We start from the raw sequence: 25,652 nt of genomic DNA on the forward strand, positions 1-25,652 counted from the left end.
GGGTCAGCACTCGATGATGTTCACCGCGAGCCCGCCCCGCGCCGTCTCCTTGTACTTCACGCTCATGTCCGCGCCGGTGTCCTTCATGGTCTTGATGACCTTGTCCAGGGACACCTTGTGCGAGCCGTCGCCGCGCATCGCCATCTTCGCGGCCGTGACCGCCTTCACCGCGGCCATGCCGTTGCGCTCGATGCACGGGATCTGGACCAGGCCGCCCACCGGGTCGCAGGTCAGCCCCAGGTTGTGCTCCATGCCGATCTCGGCCGCGTTCTCCACCTGCTCGGGGGAGCCGCCGAGGACCTCGGCGAGGGCGCCCGCGGCCATCGAGCAGGCGGAGCCGACCTCGCCCTGGCAGCCGACCTCGGCGCCGGAGATGGAGGCGTTCTCCTTGAAGAGCATGCCGATCGCACCGGCGGCCAGCAGGAAGCGGACGACGCCCTCCTCGTCGGCCCCGGGGACGAAGTTGATGTAGTAGTGCAGGACCGCCGGGATGATGCCGGCCGCGCCGTTGGTCGGTGCGGTGACGACCCGGCCGCCCGCCGCGTTCTCCTCGTTCACCGCCATCGCGTAGAGCGTGATCCACTCCATGGCGTGCGCCAGCGGGTCGCCCTCGGCGCGCAGCTGGCGGGCCGAGACGGCGGCACGGCGGCGGACCTTCAGACCGCCGGGCAGGATGCCCTCGCGGGACATGCCGCGCTGCACGCACTCGCGCATCACCCGCCAGATCTCCAGCAGGCCGGCCCGGATCTCCTCCTCGGTGCGCCAGGCCCGCTCGTTCTCCAGCATCAGGGAGGAGATCGACAGGCCGGTCTCCTTGGTCAGGCGGAGCAGCTCGTCACCGGTGCGGAACGGATACTTCAGGACCGTGTCGTCCAGCACGATGCGGTCCGCGCCCACCGCGTCCTCGTCCACCACGAAGCCGCCGCCGACCGAGTAGTACGTCTTCGACAGCACCTCGGCACCCGCGGCGTCGTACGCCCAGATCGTCATGCCGTTCGCGTGGTAGGGCAGCGCCTTGCGGCGGTGCAGGACCAGGTCGTCGTCGAAGGAGAACGGGATCTCGTGCTCGCCGAGCAGCGAGATACGGCCCGCCTGCTTGATCGTCTCCACCCGCTCGTCGGCCGTCTCCACGTCCACCGTGCGCGGTGAGGCGCCCTCCAGGCCGAGCAGCACGGCCTTCGGGGTGCCGTGGCCGTGGCCGGTGGCGCCGAGCGAGCCGTACAGCTCGCAGCGCACGGACCCGACGGAGTCCAGCAGGTCCTCGTTGCGCAGCCGGCGGGCGAACATGCGCGCCGCACGCATCGGGCCGACGGTGTGGGAGCTGGACGGGCCGATGCCGATCGAGAACAGGTCGAAGACCGAGATGGCCACGGATGACTCCTCAATACGGGGGTGGTGCAAAGGGTGGTACAGGGGTGCGGGCACCGCGCACCCCGGTACTACCAGTGTGCGCGGTGCCCCGCGAAAGGTGACTTACTTGTTCAGGCCCGGGTACAGCGGGTGCTTGTCGGCGAGCGCCTTCACGCGCGCCTTCAGGGCCTTTGCGTCGTACGACTGCTTCAGCGTCTCGGCGATCACGTCCGCGACCTCGGCGAAGTCCTCGGCCGTGAAGCCGCGGGTGGCCAGGGCCGGCGTACCGATGCGCAGGCCCGAGGTGACCATCGGCGGGCGCGGGTCGTTCGGGACGGCGTTGCGGTTGACCGTGATGCCGACCTCGTGGAGCCGGTCCTCGGCCTGCTGCCCGTCCAGCTCGGACTCGCGCAGATCCACCAGGATCAGGTGCACGTCCGTGCCGCCGGACAGCACGTTCACGCCGGCCTCGCGGGCGTCGGCCGCCGTCAGCCGCTCGGCGAGGATGCGGGCACCCTCCACGGTACGACGCTGGCGCTCCTTGAACTCCTCGCCCGCCGCGACCTTGAAGGAGACCGCCTTCGCCGCGATCACGTGCTCCAGGGGACCACCCTGGAAGCCCGGGAACACGGACGAGTTCAGCTTCTTCGCGAAGTCCTTCTTGGCGAGGATGATGCCGCCGCGCGGGCCGCCGAGCGTCTTGTGGGTCGTGGAGGTCACCACGTCCGCGTGCTCGACCGGGTTCGGGTGCAGACCCGCCGCGACCAGGCCCGCGAAGTGCGCCATGTCGACCCACAGGTACGCCTCGACCTCGTCGGCGATCCGGCGGAACTCGGCGAAGTCCAGCTGACGCGGGTACGCCGACCAGCCGGCGATGATCACCTTGGGGCGGTGCTCCTTGGCGAGCCGCTCGACCTCGGCCATGTCGACCAGGCCGGTCGCCTCGTCCACGTGGTAGGCGACCACGTCGAACTGCTTGCCGGAGAAGTTCAGCCGCATGCCGTGGGTCAGGTGACCGCCGTGCGCCAGGTCCAGGCCGAGGATGGTGTCCCCGGGCCGGGCCAGCGCGAACAGGGCCGCCTGGTTCGCGGAAGCGCCGGAGTGGGGCTGGACGTTGGCGTACTCGGCGCCGAACAGCTCCTTGACCCGGTCGATCGCGATCTGCTCGGTGACGTCGACGTGCTCGCAGCCACCGTAGTAGCGGCGGCCCGGGTAGCCCTCGGCGTACTTGTTGGTCAGGACCGAACCCTGCGCCTCCATGACCGCGAGCGGCGCGAAGTTCTCGGAGGCGATCATCTCCAGGGTCGACTGCTGGCGGTCCAGCTCGGCGTCGACCGCGGCGGCGACCTCCGGGTCCAGCTCGTGCAGGGGCGTGTTCAGGACAGTCATGGGGCTACGACTCCTCAGCCGGCGGTGAAGGCGGTGTACTCGTCCGCGGAGAGCAGCTCGGCCGGCTCCTCCGTGACGCGTACCTTGAACAGCCAGCCGCCCTCGAAGGGGGCGGAGTTCACCAGCGACGGGTCGTTGACGACGTCCTCGTTGACCTCGGTGATCTCACCGGTGACCGGCGAGTACAGGTCGGACACCGACTTCGTCGACTCCAGCTCGCCGCAGGTCTCGCCCGCGGACACCGTGGAACCGGCCTCGGGGAGCTCCACGAAGACGACGTCGCCGAGCGCGTTGGCGGCGTGCTCCGTGATGCCGACCGTCGACACGCCGTCCTCGGCGGCCGACAGCCACTCGTGCTCCTTGCTGTAGCGCAGCTGCTGGGGGTTGCTCATGGCCTGAATTCTCCTGTACGCGCGGGAGTGCTGATGACGGGGGGACTGCGGAAACCGCTGGTGAGCGGTGGAGTGTGCGCAGGGTCACGCGTCGGCCACCGGGCCGGGGACCCGCGGATACGCGAACGCGCTCAGTCTCTACTTCTGGCGCTTGTAGAACGGCAGCGCCACGACCTCGTACGGCTCGTGGCTGCCGCGGATGTCCACGCCGACGCCCTCGGCGCCCGGCGCCGCGTGCGCGGCGTCGACGTAGGCCATGGCGATCGGCTTGCCCAGGGTGGGGGAGGGGGCACCGGAGGTGACCTCGCCGATCACCTCGCCGCCGGCGACGACGGCGTACCCGGCGCGCGGGATCCGGCGGCCCTCGGCGACCAGGCCGACGAGGACGCGCGGGGGCTCGGAAGCGGCCCGCTCGGCGGCCTGCGCGAGCGCCTCACGCCCGACGAAGTCGCCTTCCTTCTCGAACTTCACCACGCGCCCGAGCCCGGCGTCGAACGGGGTCAGGGAGGTGGTCAGCTCGTGCCCGTACAGCGGCATGCCCGCCTCCAGGCGCAGGGTGTCCCGGCAGGACAGGCCGCACGGCACCAGGCCGACGCCCTCGCCGGCCTTGGTCAGCGCCTGCCACAGCTCCACGGCGTGCTCGGGCTTCACGAACAGCTCGAAGCCGTCCTCGCCGGTGTAGCCGGTGCGGGCGATCAGCGCCGGGACGCCGGCGACCGTGCCGGGCAGGCCGGCGTAGTACTTCAGGCCGTCCAGGTCGGCGTCGGTGAGGGACTTGAGGATCCCGGGGGACTGCGGGCCCTGCACGGCGAGCAGCGCGTAGGCGTCCCGGTCGTCACGGACCTCGGCGTCGAAGCCGGCGGCGCGCTCGGTCAGCGCGTCCAGCACCACCTGGGCGTTGGAGGCGTTCGCCACGACCATGTACTCGGTCTCGGCCAGGCGGTAGACGATCAGGTCGTCGAGGATGCCGCCGTCGGCCTGGCAGATCATGGTGTAGCGGGCGCGGCCGACGCCGACGGAGGCGATGTTGCCTACCAGGGCGAAGTTCAGCAGGGCGGCGGCCTCGGCGCCGGTGACGGTGATCTCGCCCATGTGGGAGAGGTCGAAGAGCCCCGCCTTCGTCCGCACGGCGACGTGCTCGTCGCGCTCGGAGCCGTAACGCAGGGGCATGTCCCAGCCGGCGAAGTCGGTCATCGTCGCACCGAGCGAACGGTGCAGCGCATCCAGCGCGGTGTGACGGAGTTCGGTACTGCTCATCGGTCGGTCGTCTCCCAGGGCACAGGGATGGGGCGAGGAACGTTCCTCCCCATCTGTCATCGGAACCTGAGAGGTTCGCCAGGACCGCCACAGGGACGATCACGGCTTGCACCTTGGGTGGAGCCACTTCGCAGCGGCCCGCTTTTCAGATGTGCCTCGCCCGCGCGGTAACGGGGCCTGAGAGATTCAAGGGAGGGACTTGCTCCTTCGGCGCCCCGGAAGGTCCAAGGGACCCGGGGACTCTCCCGCGCGGATTCAAACGGCCGGTATGCAGTTGGCGCGCACATCATTGCACGGCAGGCCCCGGCCATCCAGAGCAGCCCTTTGTAACCGAGCTGTGGCAGTACGCACACGAAGCACCGACCCTTGCCCATTACCTTCTCTTTACATACAACGGGCAAGGGGATGACCGAGCCCACTGGGGAGGACGATCACGGTGAACAGGACATCGGCCTACGCCACCGACGCCGGCGTCGCGGTACCGAAGCAGCCCTCCGCCCCGGCCCGCGAGAGCCGCCCGGACCGCCCCGCCCCCGTCGTCCGCGACCTGCGCGAGCGCGCGGGCCACAGTCCGCACGCCCTTCTCTTCGGCCCCCGCGACCTGGTGGTGATCACCGGTCTGCCCGGCAGCGGCAAGTCCACCCTGATGCACCGCGCGGTCACCGGCCGGCGCGTCGACTCCCAGGACACCCGCGACCGCTGGGACGCCCGCACCCCCCGCTGGCTCCCCTACGCCCTGTACCGCCCGCTGGTCCGCCTCGCCCACTACGCCGGACTGCGCCGCGCCCTGCGCACCGGCGAGGGAGTCGTCGTGCACGACTGCGGCACCCAGCCCTGGGTGCGCGCCTGGCTGGCCCGCGAGGCCCGGCGCCGCGACGCCACCCTGCACCTGCTCCTCCTCGACGTCACCCCCGAGGCGGCCCGGCAGGGCCAGCGCGAGCGCGGCCGCGGCGTCTCCGCCTACGCCTTCCACCGCCACCGCCGGGCGACCGCCCGCCTGCTGCGCGCGGCGCAGCAGGGGGAACTGCCCGCCGGCTGCGGCGCGGCCGTGCTGCTGGACCGGGACGCGGCGGACGTCCTCGGCCGCGTCGGCTTCACTCGGTGAGGAGCTGTCACCGCCACCCGCTAGCCTTCTTGCTCACAGCAGTGGTTCCCAGCAGGCGGTAGGCAGATGGACTTCCCGGCGGACTTTCCCACGGACTTCCCGGCACAGGCGCACCCCCACCCGCACGGCGGTTGGCCCGGCAACGAGCTGGAGGAGGTGCTGTCGGCCTCCCTCGGCATCCCCTCGGCGGGCGGCCGGATCGTCGAGGTCCTCGGCCGCAGCTTCCTGTGGATCCCCCTGCCCAACGGAGGGGGCCCGGACAGCGGCCCGCTGGACCTGCCGACGCTGGAGATCGACGGCCAGGCGTACGTCCCGGTGTTCAGCTCCGAGGAGCAGCTGCGCCAGGTGGCCGGCTCCCACATGTCGTACACCATCGCCCCGGCGATGGAGTTCGCCCGCGGCCTGCCCCCGCAGGTGGGCATCGCCGTCAACCCCGAAGGCGTGGTCGGCATACCCCTGCCGCCCGAGGCCGTGGCCGAGCTGTGCCGAGCGGGCCGCACCCCGCTCGACGGCCCCGGCACCGGCGGCCGGGTCCGCCTCTTCGAGCCCGACTGGCAGGACGACCCGGTCGACTTCCTCTCCGCCGCCTCCGCCGAGTTCGCCGAGACCGGCGTGGTCCTCACCGCCCGCCGCTGCCTGGCGGCCGTCGAGGCGGCCGACCCGGTGCTGTTCGTGGGCGTCGAACTTGCCCAGTGGGAGGGCGACCTGCGCGCCCGGCCGCTGGAGGCCCTGGGCCGGGCCCTCGGCAAAGTCCCGGTCAAGTGGCCGGTCAACCTGGTCCTGCTGGACGTGACCGACGACCCGGTGTCCGGCTGGCTGAAGACGAACGTCCGCCCCTTCTATCAGCACGGCCACTGAACACGCCCCGGGAGCGCGGCGAACCACCACGCACCCGCACCCGCGCACGAACCCGAGGCCGTACCCCGGTGGGCGCTTAAGCTGTCTCCGAACGCGGGGCACTGATGAAGAAGGGCCGGTACGACAGGTGAGCGCGAGCCACAGCGGCAGCGTCGAGCACATGCTGCGCCAGGTCACGCCCGGACGCTACGACGCGTACGAGGCCTTGCTGCGCGCCCTCGCCACCCCCTCCACCGGCCAGATCTGGATGCTCCTGTGGCACGGCCAGGCCGGCTCCCCGGACGCCCAGTACGGGAACATGGAGGTGGACGGCTGCCACTACGCCCCCTGCGTGACCTCCGCCCAGGAGCTGTCGGCCAGTGGCTGGAGCCGTTCCTACGAAGTGGTCGACGGCCTGGACGTCGCCCGCACCCTCTACCCGGACCACTACGGCCTCTGGCTGAACCCGCACGCCCCGGGCGGCGGGGTCGGCATCCCCTGGCTGGACCTGCGGCGCATCGCCGCCGGTCTGGAGCGCCAGCCCGCCGGCCCCCTGCGCCTGTCGGAGCCCGGCATCGAGATCCCGCAGTTCTACGCCCTGCTCGCACAGAACGCGCACCGCACCCCCGCGCTCCGCTCGCTGCGCCGCGCCTGGGTGCAGCCCGCGCTCGGTGCGCCGTACCTCGCCCTCGGCCTGGACGTGTACGACACCTCGCCCGCCGCGGTCGACTCGGTCCGCGCGATGATGCAGCAGTCCGTCGGCGCGGTCCCGGAGGGCCTGCCGGTGTCGACGGTCGCGATGACAGACGGCCACGACCCGGTGGTGATGTGGATGCGGGCCAACGCGCGTCCCTTCTACGACCGCGAGGCGCACGCCCCCGCACCGCGGCCCCAGCTCCAGCTTCCCGCCCCGCCGCAGACCCCGGCGGGCGGCTACGGCTATCCGCCGGTGCACGGCGGCTACTGAGCGGCCGGGCCGCGCGACGGCCCCCCGGCGACCGGGCCGCCTGCACGGGCGGAGAACTGGTCCGCGCGGCACGCGTCCTGGACCGGATCGCAGGATTTCCGCCGCCGGCAGGCCTCTGCGCGCGTAGACATCGACCGTACGTCCCGAACCGCGCAAATTCGCCTTTCTGCCCCAACTGGACCGCGTCCGAGAGTCGTTACCCACTGTTCGGATAACGGAATCCCCCGGACTGCATCACGGTTGCGCATACATTCGCCGCCACATCTGGCGGGTGATCGCAGCGACGCTGAAGACTCGCGACTCAGACACGAGGCGGAGGCCTCGTGATCGATGGCAAGTCGACAAAGCCGCAATCCGCGGCAGGCGCAGGCCGGTCACCACCGGCGAGAGGGGTCGCTCACCGTGACCGCACCGATCGAGACCACCGGGGCGGCAGCCGAGGCACAGCCGGAGGCTGTGCTGGAGGGTGCCGGTAAGGGGCAGATCGAGGGTCGTTCCCTGGGCCAGATCGCCTGGACCCGGTTCAAGAAGGACAAGGTCGCCGTCGCGGGCGGCGTCATCGTGATCCTGCTGATCCTCCTCGCTGCCCTCTCGCGTCCCCTCCAGGCCATGCTCGGCCTCGACCCCAACGCCTTCAACCAGGACCTGATCGACCCCAACACCTCGCTGCCCAAGGGTAGTTGGGGCGGCATGAGCGCGGACCACCCGCTCGGCGTCGACCCGAAGTTCGGCCGGGACATCGCCACCCGCATCCTGGAGGGCTCCTGGGTGTCGCTGGTGGTCGCCTTCGGCGCCACCATCCTGTCCAACGTCATCGGCGCGATCATGGGTGTCGTCGCCGGCTACTACGGCGGGCGGGTCGACTCGATCATCAGCCGGCTGATGGACACGTTCCTCGCCTTCCCCCTCCTGCTGTTCGCCATCTCCATCTCCGCCACCCTTCAGGGCGGCGCCTTCGGCCTCGAGGGACTGCCGCTCCACCTGAGCGTGCTGATCTTCGTCATCGGCTTCTTCAACTGGCCGTACCTGGGCCGGATCGTGCGCGGTCAGACCCTCGCCCTGCGGGAGCGCGAGTTCGTGGACGCCTCCCGCGGCATGGGCGCCAAGGCCCCGTACATCCTGTTCCGGGAACTGATGCCGAACCTGGTCGGCCCGATCATCGTCTACTCGACGCTGCTCATCCCGACCAACATCCTCTTCGAGGCGTCCCTGAGCTACCTCGGCGTCGGCATCCAGCCCCCGCAGGCTTCCTGGGGCGGCATGCTGCGCGAGGCGGTCACCTACTACCAGGTCGACCCCCAGTTCATGATCGTCCCCGGACTCGCCATCTTCGTGACCGTCCTGGCGTTCAACCTGCTCGGTGACGGTCTCCGCGATGCTCTCGACCCGCGCAGCCGCTGAGTCCTGCCGCAGAGAGCCCGAAAAGTTTCCGACAATGGAGGGGAAAGCGCCCATCATGCGAAGGTCAGCGCTGGCCGCGATCGCGGCCATCGGCACCGCCAGCCTGTTTCTTGCGGGTTGCAGCAAGGCCGATGACAACAAGAACGAGAACGGCACCAAGTCGGCCGGGGCCAACGCCGCGACCAAGGGCGTCGTGAACGCGTCGGACAAGAAGGGCGGGACGCTCACCTACGAGCTGTCCGACGTCCCGGACTCGTTCGACCCGGGCAACACGTACTACGCGTACATGTACAACCTCAGCCGGCTGTGGGCCCGCCCGCTGATGACCTTCCAGCCCGGCGCCGGCGAAGAGGGCAACACCCTCGTCCCCGACCTCGCGGCGAGCAAGGGCGTCCCGAGCGACGGCGGCAAGACCTGGACGTACAAGCTGCGTTCGGGCCTGAAGTACGAGGACGGCTCGCCGATCACCTCGAAGGACGTCAAGTACGCCGTCGAGCGCTCCAACTTCGCGCGTGACGTGCTCTCCCTCGGCCCGAACTACTTCCAGCAGTTCATGGCCGACGGCGACAAGTACAAGGGCCCCTACAAGGACAAGAGCGCCAAGGGCCTGTCCTCCATCGAGACGCCGGACGACACCACCGTCGTCTTCCACCTGAAGCAGGCCTTCCAGGAGTTCGACTACCTGGTCGCCGCCCCGCAGACGGCCCCGGTGCCCCAGGCCAAGGACACGGGCGTCGACTACGTCAAGCACATCGTGTCGTCGGGCTCCTACAAGTTCCAGAGCTACGAGGACGGCAAGCAGGCCGTGCTCGTGCGCAACGAGAACTGGGACGCCAAGACCGACCCGCTGCGCAAGCAGCTGCCGGACAAGATCGTCGTGAAGCTGAAGGTCAACCCGGAGACCATCGACCAGGACGTCATGGCCGGCAAGGCCATCGACCTGGCCGGTACGGGTGTCCAGGCGGCGACGCAGGCCCAGGTGCTCACCGACACCGCCAAGAAGGCGAACACGGACAACACCTACGGTGGCCGTCTCGTCTACATGGCGATCAACACCACGGTCGCGCCGTTCGACAAGGTCGAGTGCCGCAAGGCCGTGCAGTACGCCGTCGACAAGGTCTCGGTGCAGACCGCCGAGGGCGGCCCGATCCGCGGTGACATCGCCTCCACGGTGCTGCCCCCGGACATCCCGGGCTACGCCAAGTCCGACGTCTACGCGACCAAGGACAGCAAGGGCGACGTCGCCAAGGCCAAGGAGCAGCTGAAGGCCTGCGGCAAGACCTCGATCTCCACCAACATCTCGGCCCGCTCGGACCGTCCGCAGGAGATCGACGCCGCCACGGCGATCATCAACTCGCTGAAGAAGGTCGGCATCAACGCCACCCTCAAGCAGTACCCGTCCGGCAAGTACTTCACCGACTACGCGGGTGTGCCGAAGTTCACCAAGAAGCAGAACATCGGCCTGGAGATGATGCAGTGGGGCGCCGACTGGCCGTCCGGCTACGGCTTCCTGCAGCAGATCCTGAACGGCAAGGCGATCAGCCAGTCCGGTAACACCAACCTGTCGCAGTACGACAACAAGGACGTCAACGCCCTGCTGGCCAAGGCGATCGGCACCCAGGACAACGCCGAGCGCAACAGCCTCTACACCCAGATCGACAAGAAGACCATGGACGACGCCGTCCTGGTCCCGCTGACCTACTTCAAGGTCCTGCTGGGCCGCCCCACGACCTACACCAACCTGGTTTCCACGGCGGCCTTCAGCGGTCAGTACGACTACCTCAACATCGGCGTCGCGTCGAAGTAGCAGCCCCGGAAGGCAGGTGAAGGCATTGGTGCCCGCGGGCTTCGCGGCCCGCGGGCACCAGCGCCGGTCCCCGTGATCTCGTACATCCTCCGCCGGACGTTCGCGGCAGTGATCCTGCTGCTGGTCGTCTCCGCGGTCACCTTCGCCATCTTCTTCCTGCTGCCGAGGCTCGCCGGCCAGACAGCGGACCAGCTGGCGCAGCAGTACATCGGCAAGAGCCCGTCGAAGGCGGACATCGCCGCTGTCAAGCACAACCTCGGTCTGGACCAGCCTGTCTACGTCCAGTACTGGCACTTCATCAAGGGGATCGTGGCCGGCTCCACCTACGACCTCGGCCCCACCACGGTGCACTGCGATGCACCCTGCTTCGGCTACTCCTTCAAGAACCACCAGGCCGTGTGGCCGGAGCTGACCTCCCGTCTTCCGATCACACTCTCGCTCGCCGCCGGCGCCGCCCTGCTGTGGCTGGTCTCGGGTGTGGTCGCCGGTGTCATCTCCGCGCTGAAGCCGCGCTCGGCCGTCGACCGCGCCTTCATGGGCATCGCGCTCACCGGCGTCTCGCTCCCCATGTTCTTCACCGGCAACCTGGCGATCCTGCTCTTCAGGTACCAGGTGCCGATCTTCGGTGACGAGTACGTGCCGCTCACGGAGAACCCCTCGCAGTGGGCCAACACCCTGATTCCGGCGTGGTGTTCGCTCGCCCTGCTGTACTCCGCCATCTACGCCCGGCTCACCCGCTCGGGCATGCTGGAGACGATGAACGAGGACTTCATCCGCACGGCCCGTGCCAAGGGTCTGCGGGAGGGCACCGTCATCACGCGGCACGGACTGCGCGCCGCTCTCACCCCGATCATCACGGTCTTCGGCATGGACATCGGCCTGCTGCTCGGCGGTGCCGTGATCACGGAGTCGGTGTTCTCGCTGCACGGCATCGGTGAGTACGCGGTGCAGGGCATCACCGACAACGACCTGCCCAAGATCCTCGGCGTGACCCTGCTCGCCGCCTTCTTCGTCGTGATCGCAAATCTTGTGGTGGACGTGCTCTACGCCGCCGCCGACCCGCGGGTGAGGCTCTCGTGACCGAACTCTCCAAGACCGGCGCCGCAGTGGGCGAGCCCACCTCCGGCCGCCAGGCACCCGAAGCCTTCCTGGAGGTCCGCGACCTCAAGGTGCACTTCCCGACCGACGACGGCCTGGTCAAGTCCGTCGACGGGCTCAGCTTCTCGCTGGAGAAGGGCCGGACCCTCGCCATCGTCGGCGAGTCCGGCTCCGGCAAGTCGGTCACCTCACAGGCCATCATGGGCCTGCACCGGCTCGGCACCCGCGGCAAGAACGTGCGGATGTCCGGCGAGATCTGGCTGGACGGCCAGGAACTGGTCTCCGCCTCCCCGGACGAGGTGCGCAAGCTCCGCGGCCGGGAGATGGCGATGATCTTCCAGGACCCGCTGTCCGCGATGCACCCGTACTACAAGGTCGGCGACCAGATCGTCGAGGCCTACCGGGTCCACCACAAGGTGACCAAGAAGGTCGCCCGCGCCCGCGCCATCGAGATGCTCGACCGCGTCGGCATCCCCGAGCCGGCCAAGCGCGTCGACGGCTACCCGCACGAGTTCTCCGGCGGTATGCGCCAGCGCGCCATGATCGCCATGGCGCTGGTGAACAACCCCGAGCTGCTCATCGCGGACGAGCCGACCACCGCCCTCGACGTGACCGTCCAGGCGCAGATCCTCGACCTCATCCGGGATCTGCAGAAGGAGTTCGGCTCCGCGGTCATCATGATCACCCACGACCTCGGTGTGGTCGCCGAGATCGCCGACGACGTCCTCGTGATGTACGGCGGCCGGTGTGTGGAGCGCGGTTCGGCCGACGAGGTCTTCGAGCGGCCGCAGCACCCCTACACCTGGGGTCTGCTCGGCTCGATGCCCCGCATCGACCGCGAGACCTCCGAACGGCTCATCCCGGTCAAGGGCTCCCCGCCGAGCCTCATCAACGTCCCCTCGGGCTGCGCCTTCCACCCGCGCTGCCCGTACGCGGACATCCCCAAGGGGAACGTCACCCGCACGGTGCGCCCCGAGCTGGAGCAGGTGAGCACCGGGCACTGGTCCGCCTGTCACCTCTCGGCAGAGGACCGTGAGCGGATCTGGACCGAAGAGATTGCGCCGAAGCTGTGAGTGAGACCAAGAAGACGGACACCGTCGCCGAGGCCACGGTCCCGAAGCAGGCGTCTGCCCCCGAAGAGCGTGACGTGCTGCTCAAGGTCGAGGGACTGACCAAGCACTTCCCGATCAAGAAGGGCATCCTGCAGCGCCAGGTCGGCGCCGTGAAGGCCGTCGACGGCATCGACTTCGAGGTGCGCAAGGGCGAGACCCTGGGCGTGGTCGGCGAGTCGGGCTGCGGCAAGTCGACCATGGGCCGGGTCATCACCCGCCTCCAGGACCCGACCGGCGGCAAGATCACCTTCGAGGGCCGGGACATCACGCGGCTGAGCACCGGGCAGATGCGCCCGCTGCGCCGCGACATCCAGATGATCTTCCAGGACCCGTACGGCTCCCTGAACCCCCGCCACACCATCGGCTCGATCGTCTCGGCGCCGTTCCGGCTCCAGGGCGTGGAGCCGGAGGGCGGGGTGAAGAAGGAGGTCCAGCGGCTTCTCGAGCTGGTCGGTCTGAGCCCTGAGCACTACAACCGCTACCCGCACGAGTTCTCCGGCGGTCAGCGCCAGCGCATCGGCATCGCCCGCGCGCTCGCCCTGAAGCCGAAGCTGGTGGTGGCCGACGAGCCGGTCTCCGCGCTGGACGTGTCGATCCAGGCGCAGGTCGTGAACCTCATGGACGACCTCCAGGAGGAACTCGGCCTCACCTACGTGATCATCGCGCACGACCTCTCGGTCGTCCGGCACGTCTCGGACCGGATCGCGGTGATGTACCTCGGCAAGATCGTGGAGCTGGCGGACCGTACCTCGCTGTACGAGGCGCCGATGCACCCGTACACCAAGGCGCTGATGTCGGCGGTGCCGGTGCCGGACACGAAGCGCCGCGGTCAGAAGAGCGAGCGCATCCTGCTCCGCGGCGACGTGCCCTCGCCGATCGCCCCGCCCTCCGGCTGCCGTTTCCACACGCGCTGCTGGAAGGCGACGCAGATCTGCCAGACGACCGAGCCGCAGCTCGTGGAGCTGAGGCCGGGTCAGCGGGTCGCGTGCCACCACCCGGAGAACTTCGCCGACCAGGCACCGCAGGACACGGTCCTGCTGTCGGTGGCGAAGAAGGCGTCGGAACTGGTGCCGGACGCGGTCGCCTCCGGCGGTCCCACCGGGAAGGAGCCGGTGGCCGAGGAGGCGGAGGCCGCCGAGGAGACGGCTGCCGCCGAAGCGGCCGAGGTCTCCGAGAAGCCCGAAGCCGCTGAGAAGCCCGAAGCCTCCGAGAAGGCCGAGGCTTCCGAGAAGGCCGAGGCTTCCGATGAGGAGCCGGTGGCCGAGAAGGAATCGGTCTCCGAGAAGGAGTCGGTCTCCGAGAAGGCCGAGGCGGTTGCCGCCGAGGAGTCCGCCGCCGAGGCGGCGGCTTCCGGTGCGAAGACCGGTCCGGGTGCGAAGGTTACGGTCGCGAAGCCCGCGGCCGGCGACGACAGCGCCCCGGAGGAGCCCACCGCCTCCGCCGGCGTCGCCGCCGACGCTCCCGCCGAAGGCCCCGGGGACACCGAGGCCGTCGCCGAGGAGTCGGCACGGCAGGCCGGGTCCGGCTCGCAGGAGTCGACCGACAAGTAGCGCATGACGACTGGTTAAGTCATGTACATGCCTTACGGGAGAGCGCAGAGTCGTCCGTGTCAGACCACTGACCGGCACACGTTCGAGAGGGACGACTCATGGCACTCTCCCGTTCGGCACGTCTGGGGACCCTCGCCACCGCGGCGGTCTCCTTCCTCGTCATCGCCGCCTCGTCCGCCCCGATCCAGGGCGCGCCGGGCATCGGCGATCCCTACTTTCCCCGGCTGGGCAACGGCGGCTTCGACGCCCGCCACTACGATCTGGACATCGCCTACGCACCGGACACCGGCCGCCTGGACGGCCGTACGACCCTGCGGGCGCGGGCCACCCAGAACCTCTCCTCCTTCGATCTCGACCTCCAGCAGCTGGAGGTCACGCGGGTCGAAGTGGACGGCAGACGCGCCGGGTTCACCCGTGACGGCGACGAGATCACCGTCACGCCGCGCCACACCCTGCGCCAGGGACACGCCTTCACCGTCACCGTCACCTACGGGGGCGTGCCCGAGGCCCTCGGCGGGCCGATCGTCTTCGGCTCCAAGTACGGCTGGATGAGGACGGGTGACGGTGTCTTCGTCGCCTGCGAGCCCAACGCCGCCTCCACCTGGTTCCCGTCCAGCGACCACCCCGCCGACAAGGCCACGTACGACATCCGGATCAAGGCGCCCGAGGGCCTGACCGCCGTCTCCAACGGCCGGCTCGTGTCGACGTACGACAGACACGGATCGACGTACACCCACTGGCGGGAGAGCCGGCCGATGGCCACGTACCTCGCCACCGCCACCATCGGGAAGTTCGACGTCCGCACCGGGCGGACCCCCGGCGGCACCCCGATCTACGTCGCCGTCGACCCCGTGCTGAAGAACGGCAGCAGTGTCGACGTGTACGCCGTCACCGCCGCCGCCACCGACTACTGGTCGCAGGTCTTCGGGCCGTACCCGTTCGAGGAGACCGGCGCGATCGTGGACGACATGCCCGAGGCCGGGTTCTCCCTGGAGGTGCAGAGCAAGCCGGCCTACTCGGCCGTGCGCAGCGAGTCGACCATCGTGCACGAGCTGGCCCACCAGTGGTTCGGCGACTCGGTGAGCGTGGCGCAGTGGAAGGACATCTGGCTCAACGAGGGCTTCGCCACCTACGCCCAGTGGCTGTGGGCCGAGCACCAGGGCACCCGCTCCGCCCACGACTCCTTCCGCGCCGGCTACGACTCCCGCCCGGCCGACTCCGCCTTCTGGCAGATCAAGCCGGCCGACCCGCAGCGCGACACCATGTTCGCCTCCGCCGTCTACCAGCGCGGCGCGATGACGCTCCAGGTGCTGCGCGAGCGGATCGGCGACACCGCCTTCTTCAGGCTGCTGCCCGCCTGGACGAAGCTCCACCGGTACGGCAATGCCGACACCGCCGACTTCATCCGTCTCGCCGAGCACGTCAGCAAGCGACAGCTGGACGATCTCTTCGACACCTGGCTGTTCACCCCAGGGAAACCCACCCTGTGAGCCTGGCTTTGTAAGGTTCACGCCTCCTGACAGGAGACAATGTCAGGGTGCAGCTCCAGCAACTCTTCAGTCCCTCCGTCCAGCACACGCTCGATGTGATCGGCATCTTCGTGTTCGCGATCTCCGGCGCCCTGCTGGCCGTCCGGAAGAACTTCGACGTCTTCGGCATCGCCGTCCTCGCCGAGGTCACCGCGCTGGGCGGCGGGCTCTTCCGTGACGTGGTGATCGGAGCCGTGCCGCCGGCCGCCTTCACGGATCTCGGGTACTTCCTGACCCCGCTGCTCGCCACGCTCGTCGTCTTCTTCCTGCACCCGCACGTCGAACGCATCCAGACTGCGGTGCTCGTCTTCGACGCGGCCGGCCTCGGCCTGTTCTGTGTCAGCGGCACGACGAAGGCGTACAGCTACGGCCTCAACCTGACCGCCTCCGCGACGCTGGGCCTGGCCACCGCCGTGGGCGGCGGTGTGCTGCGGGACGTGCTGGCCAACGAGGTGCCCTCGCTGCTGCGCTGGGACCGCGACCTGTACGCGGTCCCGGCGATCGTCGGCGCCACGATGATCGTCCTGTGCATCCACTACGACGTGCTGACCCCGCTCACCAGCGGTCTCGCGGTCGTCACGGCCTTCGTGCTGCGCCTGCTCGCGATGCGGTTCCATTGGCGAGCGCCGCGTGCGTGGAACCGCCGGTCGACGGTGACCGAGGAATAGGGGCGCCGGCGAGGGAGGTGTCGCGTCCCTTGGCGCGGCTCTGGCCCATCTGGAGGGTCAGCCACCGGAAGACGGTGTCGACCTGCGGGCGCCACAGCGCCATGGTGTGCCCGCCCGCGCTGCGCGGCAGCAGGACCACGCGCACGGTGGTGGGCGCCTTGGCGACGGACTCCAGGGCCATGGCCGCCTGGTAGCCGTCGCCGGACTCACCGGACAGGTACAGCGCGATCGGGGGCGGCTCGGCCGCCTTGCGCAGCAGCAGGAAGGGGTTGTTCGCGGCGCGCAGGGCGGGGGTCTGGGCGGCGAGGGAGCTGCGTTCGCCGATCGGGTCGTTGTAGCCGGACAGGCTCACCGCGGCCCGGTACCGGTCGGGGTGTGCCACGGCCAGCTTGACCGCGCAGTGCGCGCCGGCCGAGTAGCCGGCCGTCGCCCAGCCGCGGGGGGCCGGCTGGGCCCGGAAGTTGTCCGTGACCATCTTCGGTACGTCGATGCTGAGCCAGCTGTCGGCGTTGACCTGGCCCGGGACGTTGGCGCAGCCGGTGTCCACGGCGGCCAGCAGATTGGTGCGCGGGGCGACCAGGATGAAAGGGGCCACCTCGCCGCTGCTCATCAGCGGCAGCAGCTGCTCGTGGGCCCGCATCGCCCCGAACCAGGCCTTCGCGGAACCCGGGTAGCCCGGCAGCAGCTCCACCACCGGGAACTTCCTGTGCCGGTAGGCGGGGTCGTCGTACTGCGGCGGCAGCCAGACGTAGACCTCGGCGTTCACCCCGGAGACCCGGCCCCTGAGCTGGGTGACGCGCACTCCGCCCGCCGCGTGCATGCCGGGTCCGTCGGCGGCCGTGAAGGTCTGCCGGACCCTGGGCAGCCGTTTCACCGCGATGCCGCCGGTGCCGTCCCGCCCGAGGTCGGCGGCCTGCTGGACGTGGTCGCCGGTGCCGAGCAGGTCGGCCCAGTTGTCGTACAGGCTGTTGCGGTTGTTGACGAGCACGAAGACCAGCGTGACGGCCGTGGCCTGGGCGAACAGCAGCATCAGCACCCGGGCCGCGGCCCGCAGCGCCTTCGGCCCGCGCATCCGCGACCACAGGAGGAGCGGCAGTATGAGGGCGACCGCGGCCAGCACGACGGTCGTGCAGAGGAACGGAGTCCCGGTGAGGCTCATGTCCCCATAGAGGGAGATCGAGCGCCCGGGGTTGGGGACGTGTCCGGACACTTACCGAGAAATTGCCGGACTCTCACCCGTAGGGAAGATCATGTCATCCGCCGGGATCCAAAAAGCTACCGCTTAGTAGTTTCCTGCTGTACGGTTCACGTATGCCAGAAGCAGCTACCGTCTCCACCGTGCGGGCCGTGATCGGCGACAGCGAGTTCGACCGTGACACCGCGGTCACCCGGCGCGAGCCCGGCGTCTACGACCTCGACCTCTCGGCCGGCTGGACCATCATCAGCGCCGTCAACGGCGGCTACCTGCTGGCCGTGCTGGGCCGGGCCCTGGCGGACGCCCTCCCGCACCCGGACCCGTTCACCGTCTCCGCGCACTACCTGACCGCCTCCCAGCCCGGGCCGGCGGTCATCCGCACCGAGACCGTCCGCGCCGGCCGGTCCCTCTCCACCGGCCAGGCCTCGCTCTTCCAGTACGACGAGGAGGGCAACGAGGTCGAACGCATCCGCGTCCTCGCCTCCTACGGCGATCTCGCCACCCTCCCCGACGACGTCCGTACGACGGCCACCCCGCCCCCGATCCCGCCGCTGGAGCAGTGCTTCGGCCCCGAGGACGGGCCCGCCCCGATCGACGGCAGCTCCGCCATCGCCGACCGGCTGATGCTCAAGCTCGACCCCGCCACCCTCGGCTGGGCGCTCGGCGCGCCCTCCGGCAAGGGCGAGATGCGCGCCTGGTTCGGCCTCGCCGACGGCCGCGACGCCGACCCGCTCTCGCTGCTCCTCGCCGTGGACGCCCTGCCGCCCACCGCCTTCGAGCTGGGCCTGAAGGGCTGGGTCCCGACGGTGGAACTCACCGTCCACGTCCGCTGCCGCCCGGCCCCCGGCCCGCTGCGGGTGTCGATCGCCACCCGCAACCTGGCCGGCGGCTTCCTGGAGGAGGACGCCGAGGTGTGGGACAGCGAGGACCGGCTGGTCGCGCAGTCCCGCCAGCTGGCCCGGGTCAGGCTCGGCTGAGCGGCTCCCGCCCCAGCCAGGCCGCCAGCTGCTCGTAGGGGCCGGCGCCTTCGGGCGCCTCACGCCGGGTGCCGAAGGGGGTCTGCTCGTCGCGGGGCCGCGCGTCGGGCAGCACCGCTCGCGCGTTGGCGAGGGCGAACTCGGCGAGTTCCGGGTCGAGCGCGAACGGGCACCCGACGGCCTCGGCCAGGTCCCAGGTGTGGGTGACGATCTCCATGACGTAGCCCGACAGGGCCGCGTGCCCCGGAACCTCACCCCAGGGCACGCGCACCCGGGCCGCCATCCGCTCGTCGCTCTCCCAGGCCTTCAGGGCGCGCACGCGTACCTCGTCGTAGGCCGCCGCCCAGCCGTCGTCCGCGACGCCCTCGGCGGACGGGTGCACGGCGAGTCCGTCGCCGCCCTCGCCGACGACCGCGATCCGCCGGGTACCGCCGACGATGTGGCCGAGCAGGGCCCGTACGTCGAACTCGGTACAGGGCGTGGGATCGCCGAGCCGCTCGGGGCGCACCGTCTTGATGAGCGCCACCGCCTGCTCGGTGGCACGGGTGTACAGCGGGCGCGGGTCGGTGAAGCCGGTGGTGGTCATGGGATGCCTCTCCCTCGTCGGTAGGTGCGGCCAGCATTCAGGGAAAACCTGACAACTTCCGTCAACATTTGCGCGGGCGTCCGCGCGGGCGGGATCCTGACGCCGTGAAGTCCGACCGCCTGCTGTCCGTGCTGCTGCTCCTGCAGACGCGCGGCCGCGTCCCCGCCCGCGAACTCGCCGACCGGCTGGAGGTGTCGGTCCGCACCGTCTACCGGGACGTCGAGGCGCTGTCCGCCGCCGGCGTCCCGGTGTACGCAGAGCGCGGCCGGCACGGCGGCATCGAGCTCCTCGCCGGCTTCCGAACCGACGTCACGGGGCTGACCACCGACGAGTCCCGGGCCCTGTTCATCCTGGCCGCGCAGGGCGCCCATGCCGCGCTCGGCCTCGACGCCGCCCTCGGCTCGGCGCTGCGCAAGGTGATGGCCGCCCTCCCGGAGCCGCACCGTCCCGCCGCCGAGGTGGCCAGCCGCCGCATCCTGGTCGACGCCACCCGCTGGAAGAGCGGCCCGCAGCAGGCGGTCGACCTGGAGGTGCTCCAGGACGCGGTCTTCTCCGACCGGCGGCTCAGGCTGCGCTACCGGCACAGCGGGGAGCGGGAGCGGCGGACGTACACCGTGGATCCGTACGGCCTCGTCGCCAAGGCCGGTGTCTGGTACCTGGTCGCCGACCGGCGGGGCAGCCCGCGGCTGTTCCGCGTCGACCGGGTGGAGTCGGCCCGGCTGCTGGACGAGCCCGTGCGCCGGCGGGCCGGCACCGAACTCGCCGATGTCTGGGAGGTGCTGCGCCGGCAGGTGGAGGAGCGGGAGAACGGGGTCGAGGTCACCGTGCGGGTACCGCGCGACCTGCTCGACATGTTCCGGCGGGTGGCCGCCGCGCAGCTGACGGATCTGCCCGACGACGACGGCGAGAGCGAGTGGGTCACCGCGCGACTGACCTACCCGGTGCTCAGGGCGGTACGCCAGCTCCTCGCCTTCTCCGACCGGGTGGAACTCCTGGACCCGCCCGAGGCACGCGCCGAACTGCTGGCGGCGGCCGGTTCCGTCACCGCCATGTACCGGGATCCGGGCCCGGCCGGCGACTGAAACGGCGGGCGGCGAGACCCACTTGAGCCGCACCCCGCCCCGCGGGAGCGGCTCGGCGGGATCCGGGTGGGCGGGCGCCGGGGCCGGTTCAGTCGAGCCAGTGGCCGCGGCCGATGGTGATGAGCCGCAGCTGGCGGGTGGCGAGCCGGGTCACCCGCTCCCGCTCCTCCTCGGGGCCCTCCAGCGCCTCCAGGAACAGGGAGGCGGTGATGAGCATCTGGTCGACGTAGAGGTGCGCGAGCATCAGCAGGTCGTCGTCGCTCCAGCCCACCGCCTCCGGGTCCTTGGCCAGCTCGGCCTTCACCTCCTCGGCGAACCGCTGGAGTTGGGCGCGGATGGCCTCGCGCACCGGCTGGACCCCGCCGTGCCGCTCACGGGCGATGAAACGGACATGCGCGGGGTGCGCGGCCACATGACCGGCGATCAGCTCGACGGCCCGCGCGATGCGTTCCTCGCTGTCGCCCGTCGTGGACACCGTCGTCCGCACCATCGGGTGCAGGCTGCCCAGCGCCTCGTCGACCAGGGCCACACCGAGGTCGGCGGTCGAACGGAAGTGCCGGTAGAAAGCGGTCGGGGCGACACCGACGGCCCGGGTGACCTCGCGCAGGCCCAGGCTGCTCAGGCTCTGCTCCTCCAGCAGGGTGAGCGCCGCGTCGAGGAACGCCTGCCGGGTCTTCTGCTTCTGGGCCTGCCGGATGCCGAGAGTGTGACTCATGTCATCCAGTTAACAACTGTTCTCTGGAATTGAAAAGCCGTCGGGAGCGCTAGACTCGAAGTCAGTGAACAACTGTTACTACAACTGTTCACCGAAATTTTACACCGGCTGAACACGAGGCTTTCCGGAGGGGGGATCCGATCCCATGCTGTTCCTCGTCGCCGCACTCATGCTGCTCGGAGTCGTACTGGGCACCGTCGCCCACGCGCCGCTGACCGTCACCGGCCTGCTGGCCGCCGTCATCGCCGTCTGGCTCGGCGTTTTCGCGCTCCGCGAGCGCCACGCCCGCCGTCGGCGCACCTCGGTCGACTGACCGCGCAAGGACCTCTGGAACCGACCGCAGGACAGGACCTCAGGAGCTGAGCACCATGCACCTCACCGCACCGGCCGCCGGCCGCACCGACATCCGTCCCCGCACCCGCGACGCCGACGGCATGGCCGTCGCGTCCTTCATCCTCGGCCTCCTCGGCCTGCTCGTCCTCAACCTCTTCCTCGGCCCGATCGCCATCGTGCTCGCCGTGGTCGCCCTCTGGCGCGACACGGCGCGTCCGGGCCGTGCCTACCTGGGCCTGGCGCTGGGCATCGCCGACCTGGTGGTCCTGGTGACGGCGATGGAGATGTCGGGGACGGTTTCCTGGAGCCTGTGAGAACACCCCGGGCGCCGGGGCGACCCGGGGGAACGCCCCAGGTGCCGGGGGCGGCCCGATCGCGGCCCGAGCCGGCCGCAGGAGAGCCGTAGAATCAGCTCACCATGGCTTACCTCGACCACGCCGCGACCACCCCGATGCTCCCGGAGGCGGCAGAGGCGCTCACCGCCCAGCTGAGCATCACGGGCAACGCCTCCTCCCTCCACGCATCCGGCCGGCAGGCCCGCCGTACGGTCGAGGAATCCCGCGAGTCCCTCGCGGAGGCGCTGGGCGCCCGCCCCAGCGAGGTCGTCTTCACCTCGGGCGGCACCGAGGCCGACAACCTCGCCGTCAAGGGCCTCTACTGGTCCCGCCGCGCCGCCGACCCGGCCCGGACCCGCGTCCTGGCCAGCCCCGTCGAGCACCACGCCGTGCTGGACGCCGTGCACTGGCTCGGCGAACACGAGGGCGCCACCGTGGAGTACCTCCCCGTCGACTCGCACGGCCGGGTCCACCCCGAGGCGCTGCGCGAGGCCATCGCCCGCAACCCCGGCGACGTCGCCCTGGCCACCGTGATGTGGGCCAACAACGAGATCGGCACGGTCATGCCGGTCCGTGAACTCGCGGACGCCGCGGCAGAGTTCGGCGTCCCGCTGCACGCCGACGCCGTCCAGGCCTTCGGCCAGGTGCCGGTCGACTTCGAGGCCTCGGGCCTGGCCGCGATGACGGTGTCGGGCCACAAGATCGGCGGCCCGTACGGCATCGGCGCCCTCCTCCTGGGCCGCGAGTACACCCCCGTACCCGTGCTGCACGGCGGCGGTCAGGAGCGGCACGTGCGCTCCGGCACGCTCGACGTCCCGGCCGTGGCCTCCTTCGCCGTCGCCGGCCGGCTCGCCGCCGGGCAGCGCGAGTGGTTCGCGCGCGAGATCGGCGCCCTGCGCGACCAGTTGGTCGACGCCGTGCGCGGCGCCGTGCCGGACGCGATCCTCGGCGGCGACCCGGCCCCCGAGGGCCGGCTCCCCGCCAACGCCCACTTCACCTTCCCCGGCTGCGAGGGCGACTCCCTGCTGCTCCTGCTGGACGCCCAGGGCATCGAGTGCTCCACCGGCTCCGCCTGCACCGCGGGCGTCGCCCAGCCCAGCCATGTCCTCCTCGCCACCGGCACCGACCCGGACCTGGCCCGCGGCACCCTGCGCTTCTCCCTCGGCCACACCTCCACGGAGGCGGACGTCGAGGCCGTCGCCAAGGCGATCGGCCCGGCGGTGGAGCGGGCCCGGGCGGCAGGGCTCACGTAGCCGCCGGGGCCCGGGTGTGCTCGGCGCGGACCAGGCGCATGTACCGGTCCCAGTCCCAGAACCGCCCCGGGTCCGTGTGGTCCGTGCCCGGCACCTGCACATGCCCGATGATGTGCTCGCGGTCCACGGGTATGCCGTAGCGCCGGCAGACGGCCGCGGTCAGCCGGGCCGATGCCGCGTACATGGCGTCCGTGAAGGACGAGGCGTCCTCCACGAAGCCCTCGTGCTCGATGCCGACACTGCGCTCGTTGTACTCCCGGTTGCCCGCGTGGAAGGCGACGTCCAGCTCCCGGATCAGCTGGGTGACCCGCCCGTCCTTGCGCACGATGTAGTGCGCCGCCGCCCCGTGCCCCGGGTCCTGGAAGACCTTGACCGCCGACGCGTAGCCGCCCTGCGTGACATGGATGACCACCCGGTCGACCCGGTAGTCGGCCGGCCGGTCGGCCGTCCGGTAGTTCGCGGCGGAGGCCGCCACCCAGCGCGCGCCCCGGAAGTCCACCGCGCCCGCCACCCGCGGCTTGTCCACCCCCGGCAGCCGCCACCACAGGCGGGACAGCTCCTCGCGGGCCAGCACGGCCGTGCCCAGCGCGGCCGCGGCCCCGCCGACGAGCAGGGCCCGCCGCCCCAGCCGCCGGTCGCCGTCCTTCGCCGTCACCTCTGTGGTCGCCCCCATGTGATCTTCAACGGATATCCGACGGTTCCGGTTCCCACACCCCCGTACCCTGGAAGGGCTATGACTGACACCCCGCAGCGCACCCGCCCCCTCCGCGTCCTCGCCGCCATGTCCGGCGGAGTCGACTCCGCCGTCGCCGCCGCGCGCGCCGCGGAAGCAGGCCACGACGTCACCGGCGTCCACCTCGCGCTCTCCGCGAACCCCCAGTCCTTCCGAACCGGCGCGCGGGGCTGTTGCACCATCGAGGACTCCCGTGACGCCCGCCGCGCGGCCGACGTCATCGGCATCCCGTTCTACGTCTGGGACCTCGCCGACCGCTTCCGCGAGGACGTCGTCGAGGACTTCATCGCCGAGTACGAGGCCGGCCGCACCCCGAACCCGTGCCTGCGCTGCAACGAGAAGATCAAGTTCGCCGCGCTGCTGGACAAGGCGCTGGCCCTCGGCTTCGACGCCGTATGCACCGGCCACTACGCCCAGGTGATCGTGAACGAGGACGGCTCCCGCGAGCTGCACCGCGCCTCCGACATGGCGAAGGACCAGTCGTACGTCCTCGGCGTGCTCGACGAGAAGCAGCTCGCGCACGCGATGTTCCCGCTCGGCGACACGGTCACCACCAAGGACGAGATCCGCGCGGAGGCCGAGCGCCGGGGTCTGGCCGTCGCCAAGAAGCCCGACTCGCACGACATCTGCTTCATCGCCGACGGCGACACCCAGGGCTTCCTGGCCCAGCGGCTCGGCAAGGCCGAGGGCGACATCGTGGACGAGTCCGGCGCCAAACTGGGCACGCACGAGGGCGCGTACGGCTTCACGATCGGCCAGCGCAAGGGCCTCAGGATCGGCACCCCGGCCCCGGACGGCAAGCCCCGCTACGTCCTCGACATCTCCCCGGTCTCCAACACGGTGACCGTCGGCCCCGCCGGCGCCCTGGACGTCAGCGCCCTCACCGCGATCAAGCCCCGCTGGTGCGGCACCGCCCCCACCGGCCCCGGCACCTACACCGCCCAGCTGCGCGCCCACGGCGGCGAGACCGAGGTGACCGCCGAGCCGGTCGACGGCGAGCTGCGCGTGACGTTCACCGAGCCGGTCCGCGGCGTCGCCCCCGGCCAGGCGATCGTGCTGTACGACGGCACGCGCGTGGTGGGCTCGGCGACGATCGCGACCACCACGCGCGCGACGGCGACGGCGGTCTGAGCGGCCGCGGGCCGCCCGGGGTCTTTCGTTCGGATCAGCCCGGCGCGATCCGAACGAGAGGTCCTAGCCCGCGAAGAACTCCGCCAGCACCGGCCCCAGCACCTCCGGCTCCACCATGTGGGTCTGGCCCGCCAGGACCCGGTGCGTGCCCCGGGGCACGGTCTCCGCGATCTCCCGGGCCGCCGCGCGCATCCACTCCGGGCTCGCGCCGCCCGCGACCGAGAGCACGGGCACGGCGACCGCGGCGAGCCGGTCCCGGGGGAGCAGCCCGTCGCCCATGACCGTGTCGTCGTGAGCGAGGCTGGGGGCGACGGCCTCCATGCCGGCCCACATCGGCGACTGACGGGCGCTACGGATCATCTCCTCGCCCAGGCCCGCAAGGCGCAGGAACAGCTCCACCGCGTCCCCGCGCCGGCCCTCGCCGAGCGCCTGGTTCAGCCGCTCCTTGTAGGCGGCCTCCCGCTCGGCGCCGCCCGCCAGATGGTCGGCGTACGGCACCTCGTACACCGCGGCCCGGCGCACCGGCAGCCCGCTCGCCGCCGCGTGCAGGACCAGCGCGCCGCCCGAGGAGACCCCGAACAGCGCCGCGTCGCCGCCCACCGCGTCGATCAGCGCGGCCAGGTCCTCGACCTCACGGGCGACCGCGTACGGCGCCGTGTCGCCGCTCCCGCCGCGGCCCCGGCGGTCGTAGACGACGGCCGTGCAGCGGTCCGCGAGGCGCTGCGCCAGGGGTGTCACGGTGCCGCCGGTGGACATGGCGCCGCTCACCAGGATCACCGTGGGCCCCTGGCCGATCACTCCGTACGCGAGGGAGGTGCCGTCGCGTGAAGTCGTCTTCTTGTCCATGCCC

At 71.0% G+C, this 25,652-nt stretch carries 25 protein-coding genes and 2 riboswitches; of the genes, 16 read left to right on the plus strand and 9 right to left on the minus strand.

Annotated elements, in window-relative coordinates; translation table 11 throughout:
* Window positions 1-3: 3 nt before the first annotated feature.
* The 4 genes from JK361_RS34630 to gcvT all read right to left on the minus strand — a co-directional run bounded on the left by JK361_RS34630 (window position 4) and on the right by gcvT (window position 4,388).
* Window positions 4-1,371: an L-serine ammonia-lyase gene (locus tag JK361_RS34630; protein ID WP_201825997.1), complete on the minus strand. Its 1,368-nt coding sequence runs from the start codon at window positions 1,369-1,371 to the stop codon at window positions 4-6.
* A 102-nt stretch (window positions 1,372-1,473) separates the two neighbouring features.
* Entirely contained in the window at window positions 1,474-2,739 is a 1,266-nt protein-coding gene (gene glyA, locus JK361_RS34635; RefSeq protein WP_222996816.1) for a serine hydroxymethyltransferase, read from the minus strand.
* 14 nt (window positions 2,740-2,753) lie between these two features.
* Entirely contained in the window at window positions 2,754-3,131 is a 378-nt protein-coding gene (gcvH, locus tag JK361_RS34640; RefSeq protein ID WP_201825999.1) for a glycine cleavage system protein GcvH, read from the minus strand.
* Between the two features lie 138 nt (window positions 3,132-3,269).
* Complete coding sequence (gene gcvT, locus JK361_RS34645) at window positions 3,270-4,388, minus strand: glycine cleavage system aminomethyltransferase GcvT (protein ID WP_201826001.1); 1,119 nt, start codon at window positions 4,386-4,388, stop codon at window positions 3,270-3,272.
* A 43-nt stretch (window positions 4,389-4,431) separates the two neighbouring features.
* Window positions 4,432-4,543: riboswitch (glycine riboswitch) on the minus strand.
* Window positions 4,544-4,646, minus strand: a riboswitch (glycine riboswitch). It lies immediately after the preceding riboswitch.
* Window positions 4,647-4,824: 178 nt separating this feature from the next.
* Here gcvT and JK361_RS34650 point away from each other — a divergent pair.
* The 10 genes from JK361_RS34650 to JK361_RS34695 all read left to right on the plus strand — a co-directional run bounded on the left by JK361_RS34650 (window position 4,825) and on the right by JK361_RS34695 (window position 16,462).
* Complete coding sequence (locus JK361_RS34650) at window positions 4,825-5,493, plus strand: AAA family ATPase (RefSeq protein ID WP_201826003.1); 669 nt, start codon at window positions 4,825-4,827, stop codon at window positions 5,491-5,493.
* A 66-nt stretch (window positions 5,494-5,559) separates the two neighbouring features.
* On the plus strand, window positions 5,560-6,351 hold the full coding sequence (locus tag JK361_RS34655) for an enhanced serine sensitivity protein SseB (RefSeq protein ID WP_201826005.1): 792 nt from the start codon (window positions 5,560-5,562) through the stop codon (window positions 6,349-6,351).
* A 160-nt stretch (window positions 6,352-6,511) separates the two neighbouring features.
* Window positions 6,512-7,297, plus strand: coding sequence for an enhanced serine sensitivity protein SseB C-terminal domain-containing protein (locus JK361_RS34660; RefSeq protein ID WP_201826095.1), 786 nt, complete (start codon window positions 6,512-6,514; stop codon window positions 7,295-7,297).
* A 402-nt stretch (window positions 7,298-7,699) separates the two neighbouring features.
* The gene (locus JK361_RS34665) at window positions 7,700-8,698 is read left to right on the plus strand and encodes an ABC transporter permease (protein WP_201826007.1); all 999 of its coding nucleotides are present in this window, start codon (window positions 7,700-7,702) and stop codon (window positions 8,696-8,698) included.
* Window positions 8,699-8,753: 55 nt separating this feature from the next.
* Entirely contained in the window at window positions 8,754-10,505 is a 1,752-nt protein-coding gene (locus JK361_RS34670; RefSeq protein ID WP_443732169.1) for an ABC transporter substrate-binding protein, read from the plus strand.
* Between the two features lie 72 nt (window positions 10,506-10,577).
* Complete coding sequence (locus tag JK361_RS34675; RefSeq protein WP_201826011.1) at window positions 10,578-11,585, plus strand: ABC transporter permease; 1,008 nt, start codon at window positions 10,578-10,580, stop codon at window positions 11,583-11,585.
* A complete protein-coding gene (locus JK361_RS34680; protein ID WP_201826013.1) occupies window positions 11,582-12,676 on the plus strand; it encodes an ABC transporter ATP-binding protein in 1,095 nt (364 codons plus the stop codon). Before JK361_RS34675 ends, JK361_RS34680 begins: the two co-directional genes overlap by 4 nt.
* Entirely contained in the window at window positions 12,673-14,265 is a 1,593-nt protein-coding gene (locus JK361_RS34685; RefSeq protein WP_201826015.1) for an ABC transporter ATP-binding protein, read from the plus strand. The genes JK361_RS34680 and JK361_RS34685 overlap by 4 nt, the downstream gene beginning before the upstream one ends.
* Window positions 14,266-14,363: 98 nt before the next feature.
* Window positions 14,364-15,755 (plus strand): M1 family metallopeptidase, encoded by a 1,392-nt coding sequence (locus JK361_RS34690; protein WP_201826016.1) that lies wholly within the window; start codon window positions 14,364-14,366, stop codon window positions 15,753-15,755.
* A gap of 47 nt (window positions 15,756-15,802) precedes the next feature.
* Window positions 15,803-16,462 carry a trimeric intracellular cation channel family protein gene (locus tag JK361_RS34695; RefSeq protein ID WP_201826018.1) on the plus strand — a complete coding sequence of 220 codons (660 nt, stop codon included), beginning with the start codon at window positions 15,803-15,805 and terminating at the stop codon, window positions 16,460-16,462.
* Here JK361_RS34695 and JK361_RS34700 read toward each other — a convergent pair.
* Entirely contained in the window at window positions 16,371-17,621 is a 1,251-nt protein-coding gene (locus tag JK361_RS34700; RefSeq protein ID WP_201826020.1) for an alpha/beta hydrolase, read from the minus strand. The genes JK361_RS34695 and JK361_RS34700 overlap by 92 nt on opposite strands.
* Window positions 17,622-17,773: 152 nt before the next feature.
* Between JK361_RS34700 and JK361_RS34705 the strand changes: the two genes are divergently transcribed.
* Window positions 17,774-18,634 (plus strand): thioesterase family protein, encoded by an 861-nt coding sequence (locus tag JK361_RS34705; RefSeq protein ID WP_201826022.1) that lies wholly within the window; start codon window positions 17,774-17,776, stop codon window positions 18,632-18,634.
* On the opposite strand, the gene JK361_RS34710 is transcribed toward JK361_RS34705, so the two are convergent.
* Window positions 18,621-19,220, minus strand: coding sequence for a TIGR03086 family metal-binding protein (locus JK361_RS34710; RefSeq protein ID WP_201826024.1), 600 nt, complete (start codon window positions 19,218-19,220; stop codon window positions 18,621-18,623). The genes JK361_RS34705 and JK361_RS34710 overlap by 14 nt on opposite strands.
* Before the next feature lie 104 nt (window positions 19,221-19,324).
* On the opposite strand from JK361_RS34710, the gene JK361_RS34715 reads away from it, so the two are divergent.
* Window positions 19,325-20,302, plus strand: a complete 978-nt coding sequence (locus JK361_RS34715; protein WP_201826026.1) for a helix-turn-helix transcriptional regulator — start codon at window positions 19,325-19,327, stop codon at window positions 20,300-20,302.
* 88 nt (window positions 20,303-20,390) lie between these two features.
* On the opposite strand, the gene JK361_RS34720 is transcribed toward JK361_RS34715, so the two are convergent.
* Window positions 20,391-21,017, minus strand: a complete 627-nt coding sequence (locus tag JK361_RS34720) for a TetR family transcriptional regulator (RefSeq protein WP_201826028.1) — start codon at window positions 21,015-21,017, stop codon at window positions 20,391-20,393.
* Between the two features lie 145 nt (window positions 21,018-21,162).
* Between JK361_RS34720 and JK361_RS34725 the strand changes: the two genes are divergently transcribed.
* The 3 genes from JK361_RS34725 (at window position 21,163) to JK361_RS34735 (ending at window position 22,938) form a co-directional block, all read left to right on the plus strand.
* Window positions 21,163-21,330 (plus strand): hypothetical protein, encoded by a 168-nt coding sequence (locus JK361_RS34725; RefSeq protein ID WP_201826030.1) that lies wholly within the window; start codon window positions 21,163-21,165, stop codon window positions 21,328-21,330.
* 55 nt (window positions 21,331-21,385) lie between these two features.
* Window positions 21,386-21,664: a DUF4190 domain-containing protein gene (locus JK361_RS34730; RefSeq protein WP_201826032.1), complete on the plus strand. Its 279-nt coding sequence runs from the start codon at window positions 21,386-21,388 to the stop codon at window positions 21,662-21,664.
* A gap of 104 nt (window positions 21,665-21,768) precedes the next feature.
* The gene (locus JK361_RS34735; RefSeq protein ID WP_201826034.1) at window positions 21,769-22,938 is read left to right on the plus strand and encodes a cysteine desulfurase family protein; all 1,170 of its coding nucleotides are present in this window, start codon (window positions 21,769-21,771) and stop codon (window positions 22,936-22,938) included.
* Here the strand turns inward: JK361_RS34735 and JK361_RS34740 are convergent.
* Window positions 22,931-23,611: an N-acetylmuramoyl-L-alanine amidase gene (locus JK361_RS34740; protein WP_201826036.1), complete on the minus strand. Its 681-nt coding sequence runs from the start codon at window positions 23,609-23,611 to the stop codon at window positions 22,931-22,933. The two genes, JK361_RS34735 and JK361_RS34740, sit on opposite strands and share 8 nt — an antisense overlap.
* A 60-nt stretch (window positions 23,612-23,671) precedes the next feature.
* Here JK361_RS34740 and mnmA point away from each other — a divergent pair, with 60 nt between their 5' ends.
* Window positions 23,672-24,802 (plus strand): tRNA 2-thiouridine(34) synthase MnmA, encoded by a 1,131-nt coding sequence (gene mnmA, locus JK361_RS34745; RefSeq protein WP_201826038.1) that lies wholly within the window; start codon window positions 23,672-23,674, stop codon window positions 24,800-24,802.
* Between the two features lie 63 nt (window positions 24,803-24,865).
* Here mnmA and JK361_RS34750 read toward each other — a convergent pair whose 3' ends face one another.
* On the minus strand, window positions 24,866-25,648 hold the full coding sequence (locus JK361_RS34750) for an alpha/beta fold hydrolase (protein WP_201826040.1): 783 nt from the start codon (window positions 25,646-25,648) through the stop codon (window positions 24,866-24,868).
* Window positions 25,649-25,652: the final 4 nt, after the last annotated feature.

This window comes from Streptomyces musisoli (assembly GCF_016741855.1).
Lineage (GTDB): Bacteria > Actinomycetota > Actinomycetes > Streptomycetales > Streptomycetaceae > Streptomyces > Streptomyces musisoli.

Excerpts from the sequence above, each read along its gene's own strand:
- gcvT (WP_201826001.1), bottom strand. The coding sequence starts at position 4,388 with ATGAGCAGTACCGAACTCCGTCACACCGCGCTGGATGCGCTGCACCGT.
- JK361_RS34660 (WP_201826095.1), top strand. The coding sequence starts at position 6,512 with ATGCTGCGCCAGGTCACGCCCGGACGCTACGACGCGTACGAGGCCTTG.
- gcvH (WP_201825999.1), bottom strand. The coding sequence starts at position 3,131 with ATGAGCAACCCCCAGCAGCTGCGCTACAGCAAGGAGCACGAGTGGCTG.
- JK361_RS34720 (WP_201826028.1), bottom strand. The coding sequence starts at position 21,017 with ATGAGTCACACTCTCGGCATCCGGCAGGCCCAGAAGCAGAAGACCCGG.
- JK361_RS34700 (WP_201826020.1), bottom strand. The coding sequence starts at position 17,621 with ATGAGCCTCACCGGGACTCCGTTCCTCTGCACGACCGTCGTGCTGGCC.
- glyA (WP_222996816.1), bottom strand. The coding sequence starts at position 2,739 with ATGACTGTCCTGAACACGCCCCTGCACGAGCTGGACCCGGAGGTCGCC.
- JK361_RS34735 (WP_201826034.1), top strand. The coding sequence starts at position 21,769 with ATGGCTTACCTCGACCACGCCGCGACCACCCCGATGCTCCCGGAGGCG.
- JK361_RS34725 (WP_201826030.1), top strand. The coding sequence starts at position 21,163 with ATGCTGTTCCTCGTCGCCGCACTCATGCTGCTCGGAGTCGTACTGGGC.
- JK361_RS34710 (WP_201826024.1), bottom strand. The coding sequence starts at position 19,220 with ATGACCACCACCGGCTTCACCGACCCGCGCCCGCTGTACACCCGTGCC.
- JK361_RS34740 (WP_201826036.1), bottom strand. The coding sequence starts at position 23,611 with ATGGGGGCGACCACAGAGGTGACGGCGAAGGACGGCGACCGGCGGCTG.
- JK361_RS34750 (WP_201826040.1), bottom strand. The coding sequence starts at position 25,648 with ATGGACAAGAAGACGACTTCACGCGACGGCACCTCCCTCGCGTACGGA.
- JK361_RS34655 (WP_201826005.1), top strand. The coding sequence starts at position 5,560 with ATGGACTTCCCGGCGGACTTTCCCACGGACTTCCCGGCACAGGCGCAC.
- JK361_RS34730 (WP_201826032.1), top strand. The coding sequence starts at position 21,386 with ATGCACCTCACCGCACCGGCCGCCGGCCGCACCGACATCCGTCCCCGC.
- JK361_RS34670 (WP_443732169.1), top strand. The coding sequence starts at position 8,754 with ATGCGAAGGTCAGCGCTGGCCGCGATCGCGGCCATCGGCACCGCCAGC.
- JK361_RS34690 (WP_201826016.1), top strand. The coding sequence starts at position 14,364 with ATGGCACTCTCCCGTTCGGCACGTCTGGGGACCCTCGCCACCGCGGCG.
- JK361_RS34705 (WP_201826022.1), top strand. The coding sequence starts at position 17,774 with ATGCCAGAAGCAGCTACCGTCTCCACCGTGCGGGCCGTGATCGGCGAC.
- mnmA (WP_201826038.1), top strand. The coding sequence starts at position 23,672 with ATGACTGACACCCCGCAGCGCACCCGCCCCCTCCGCGTCCTCGCCGCC.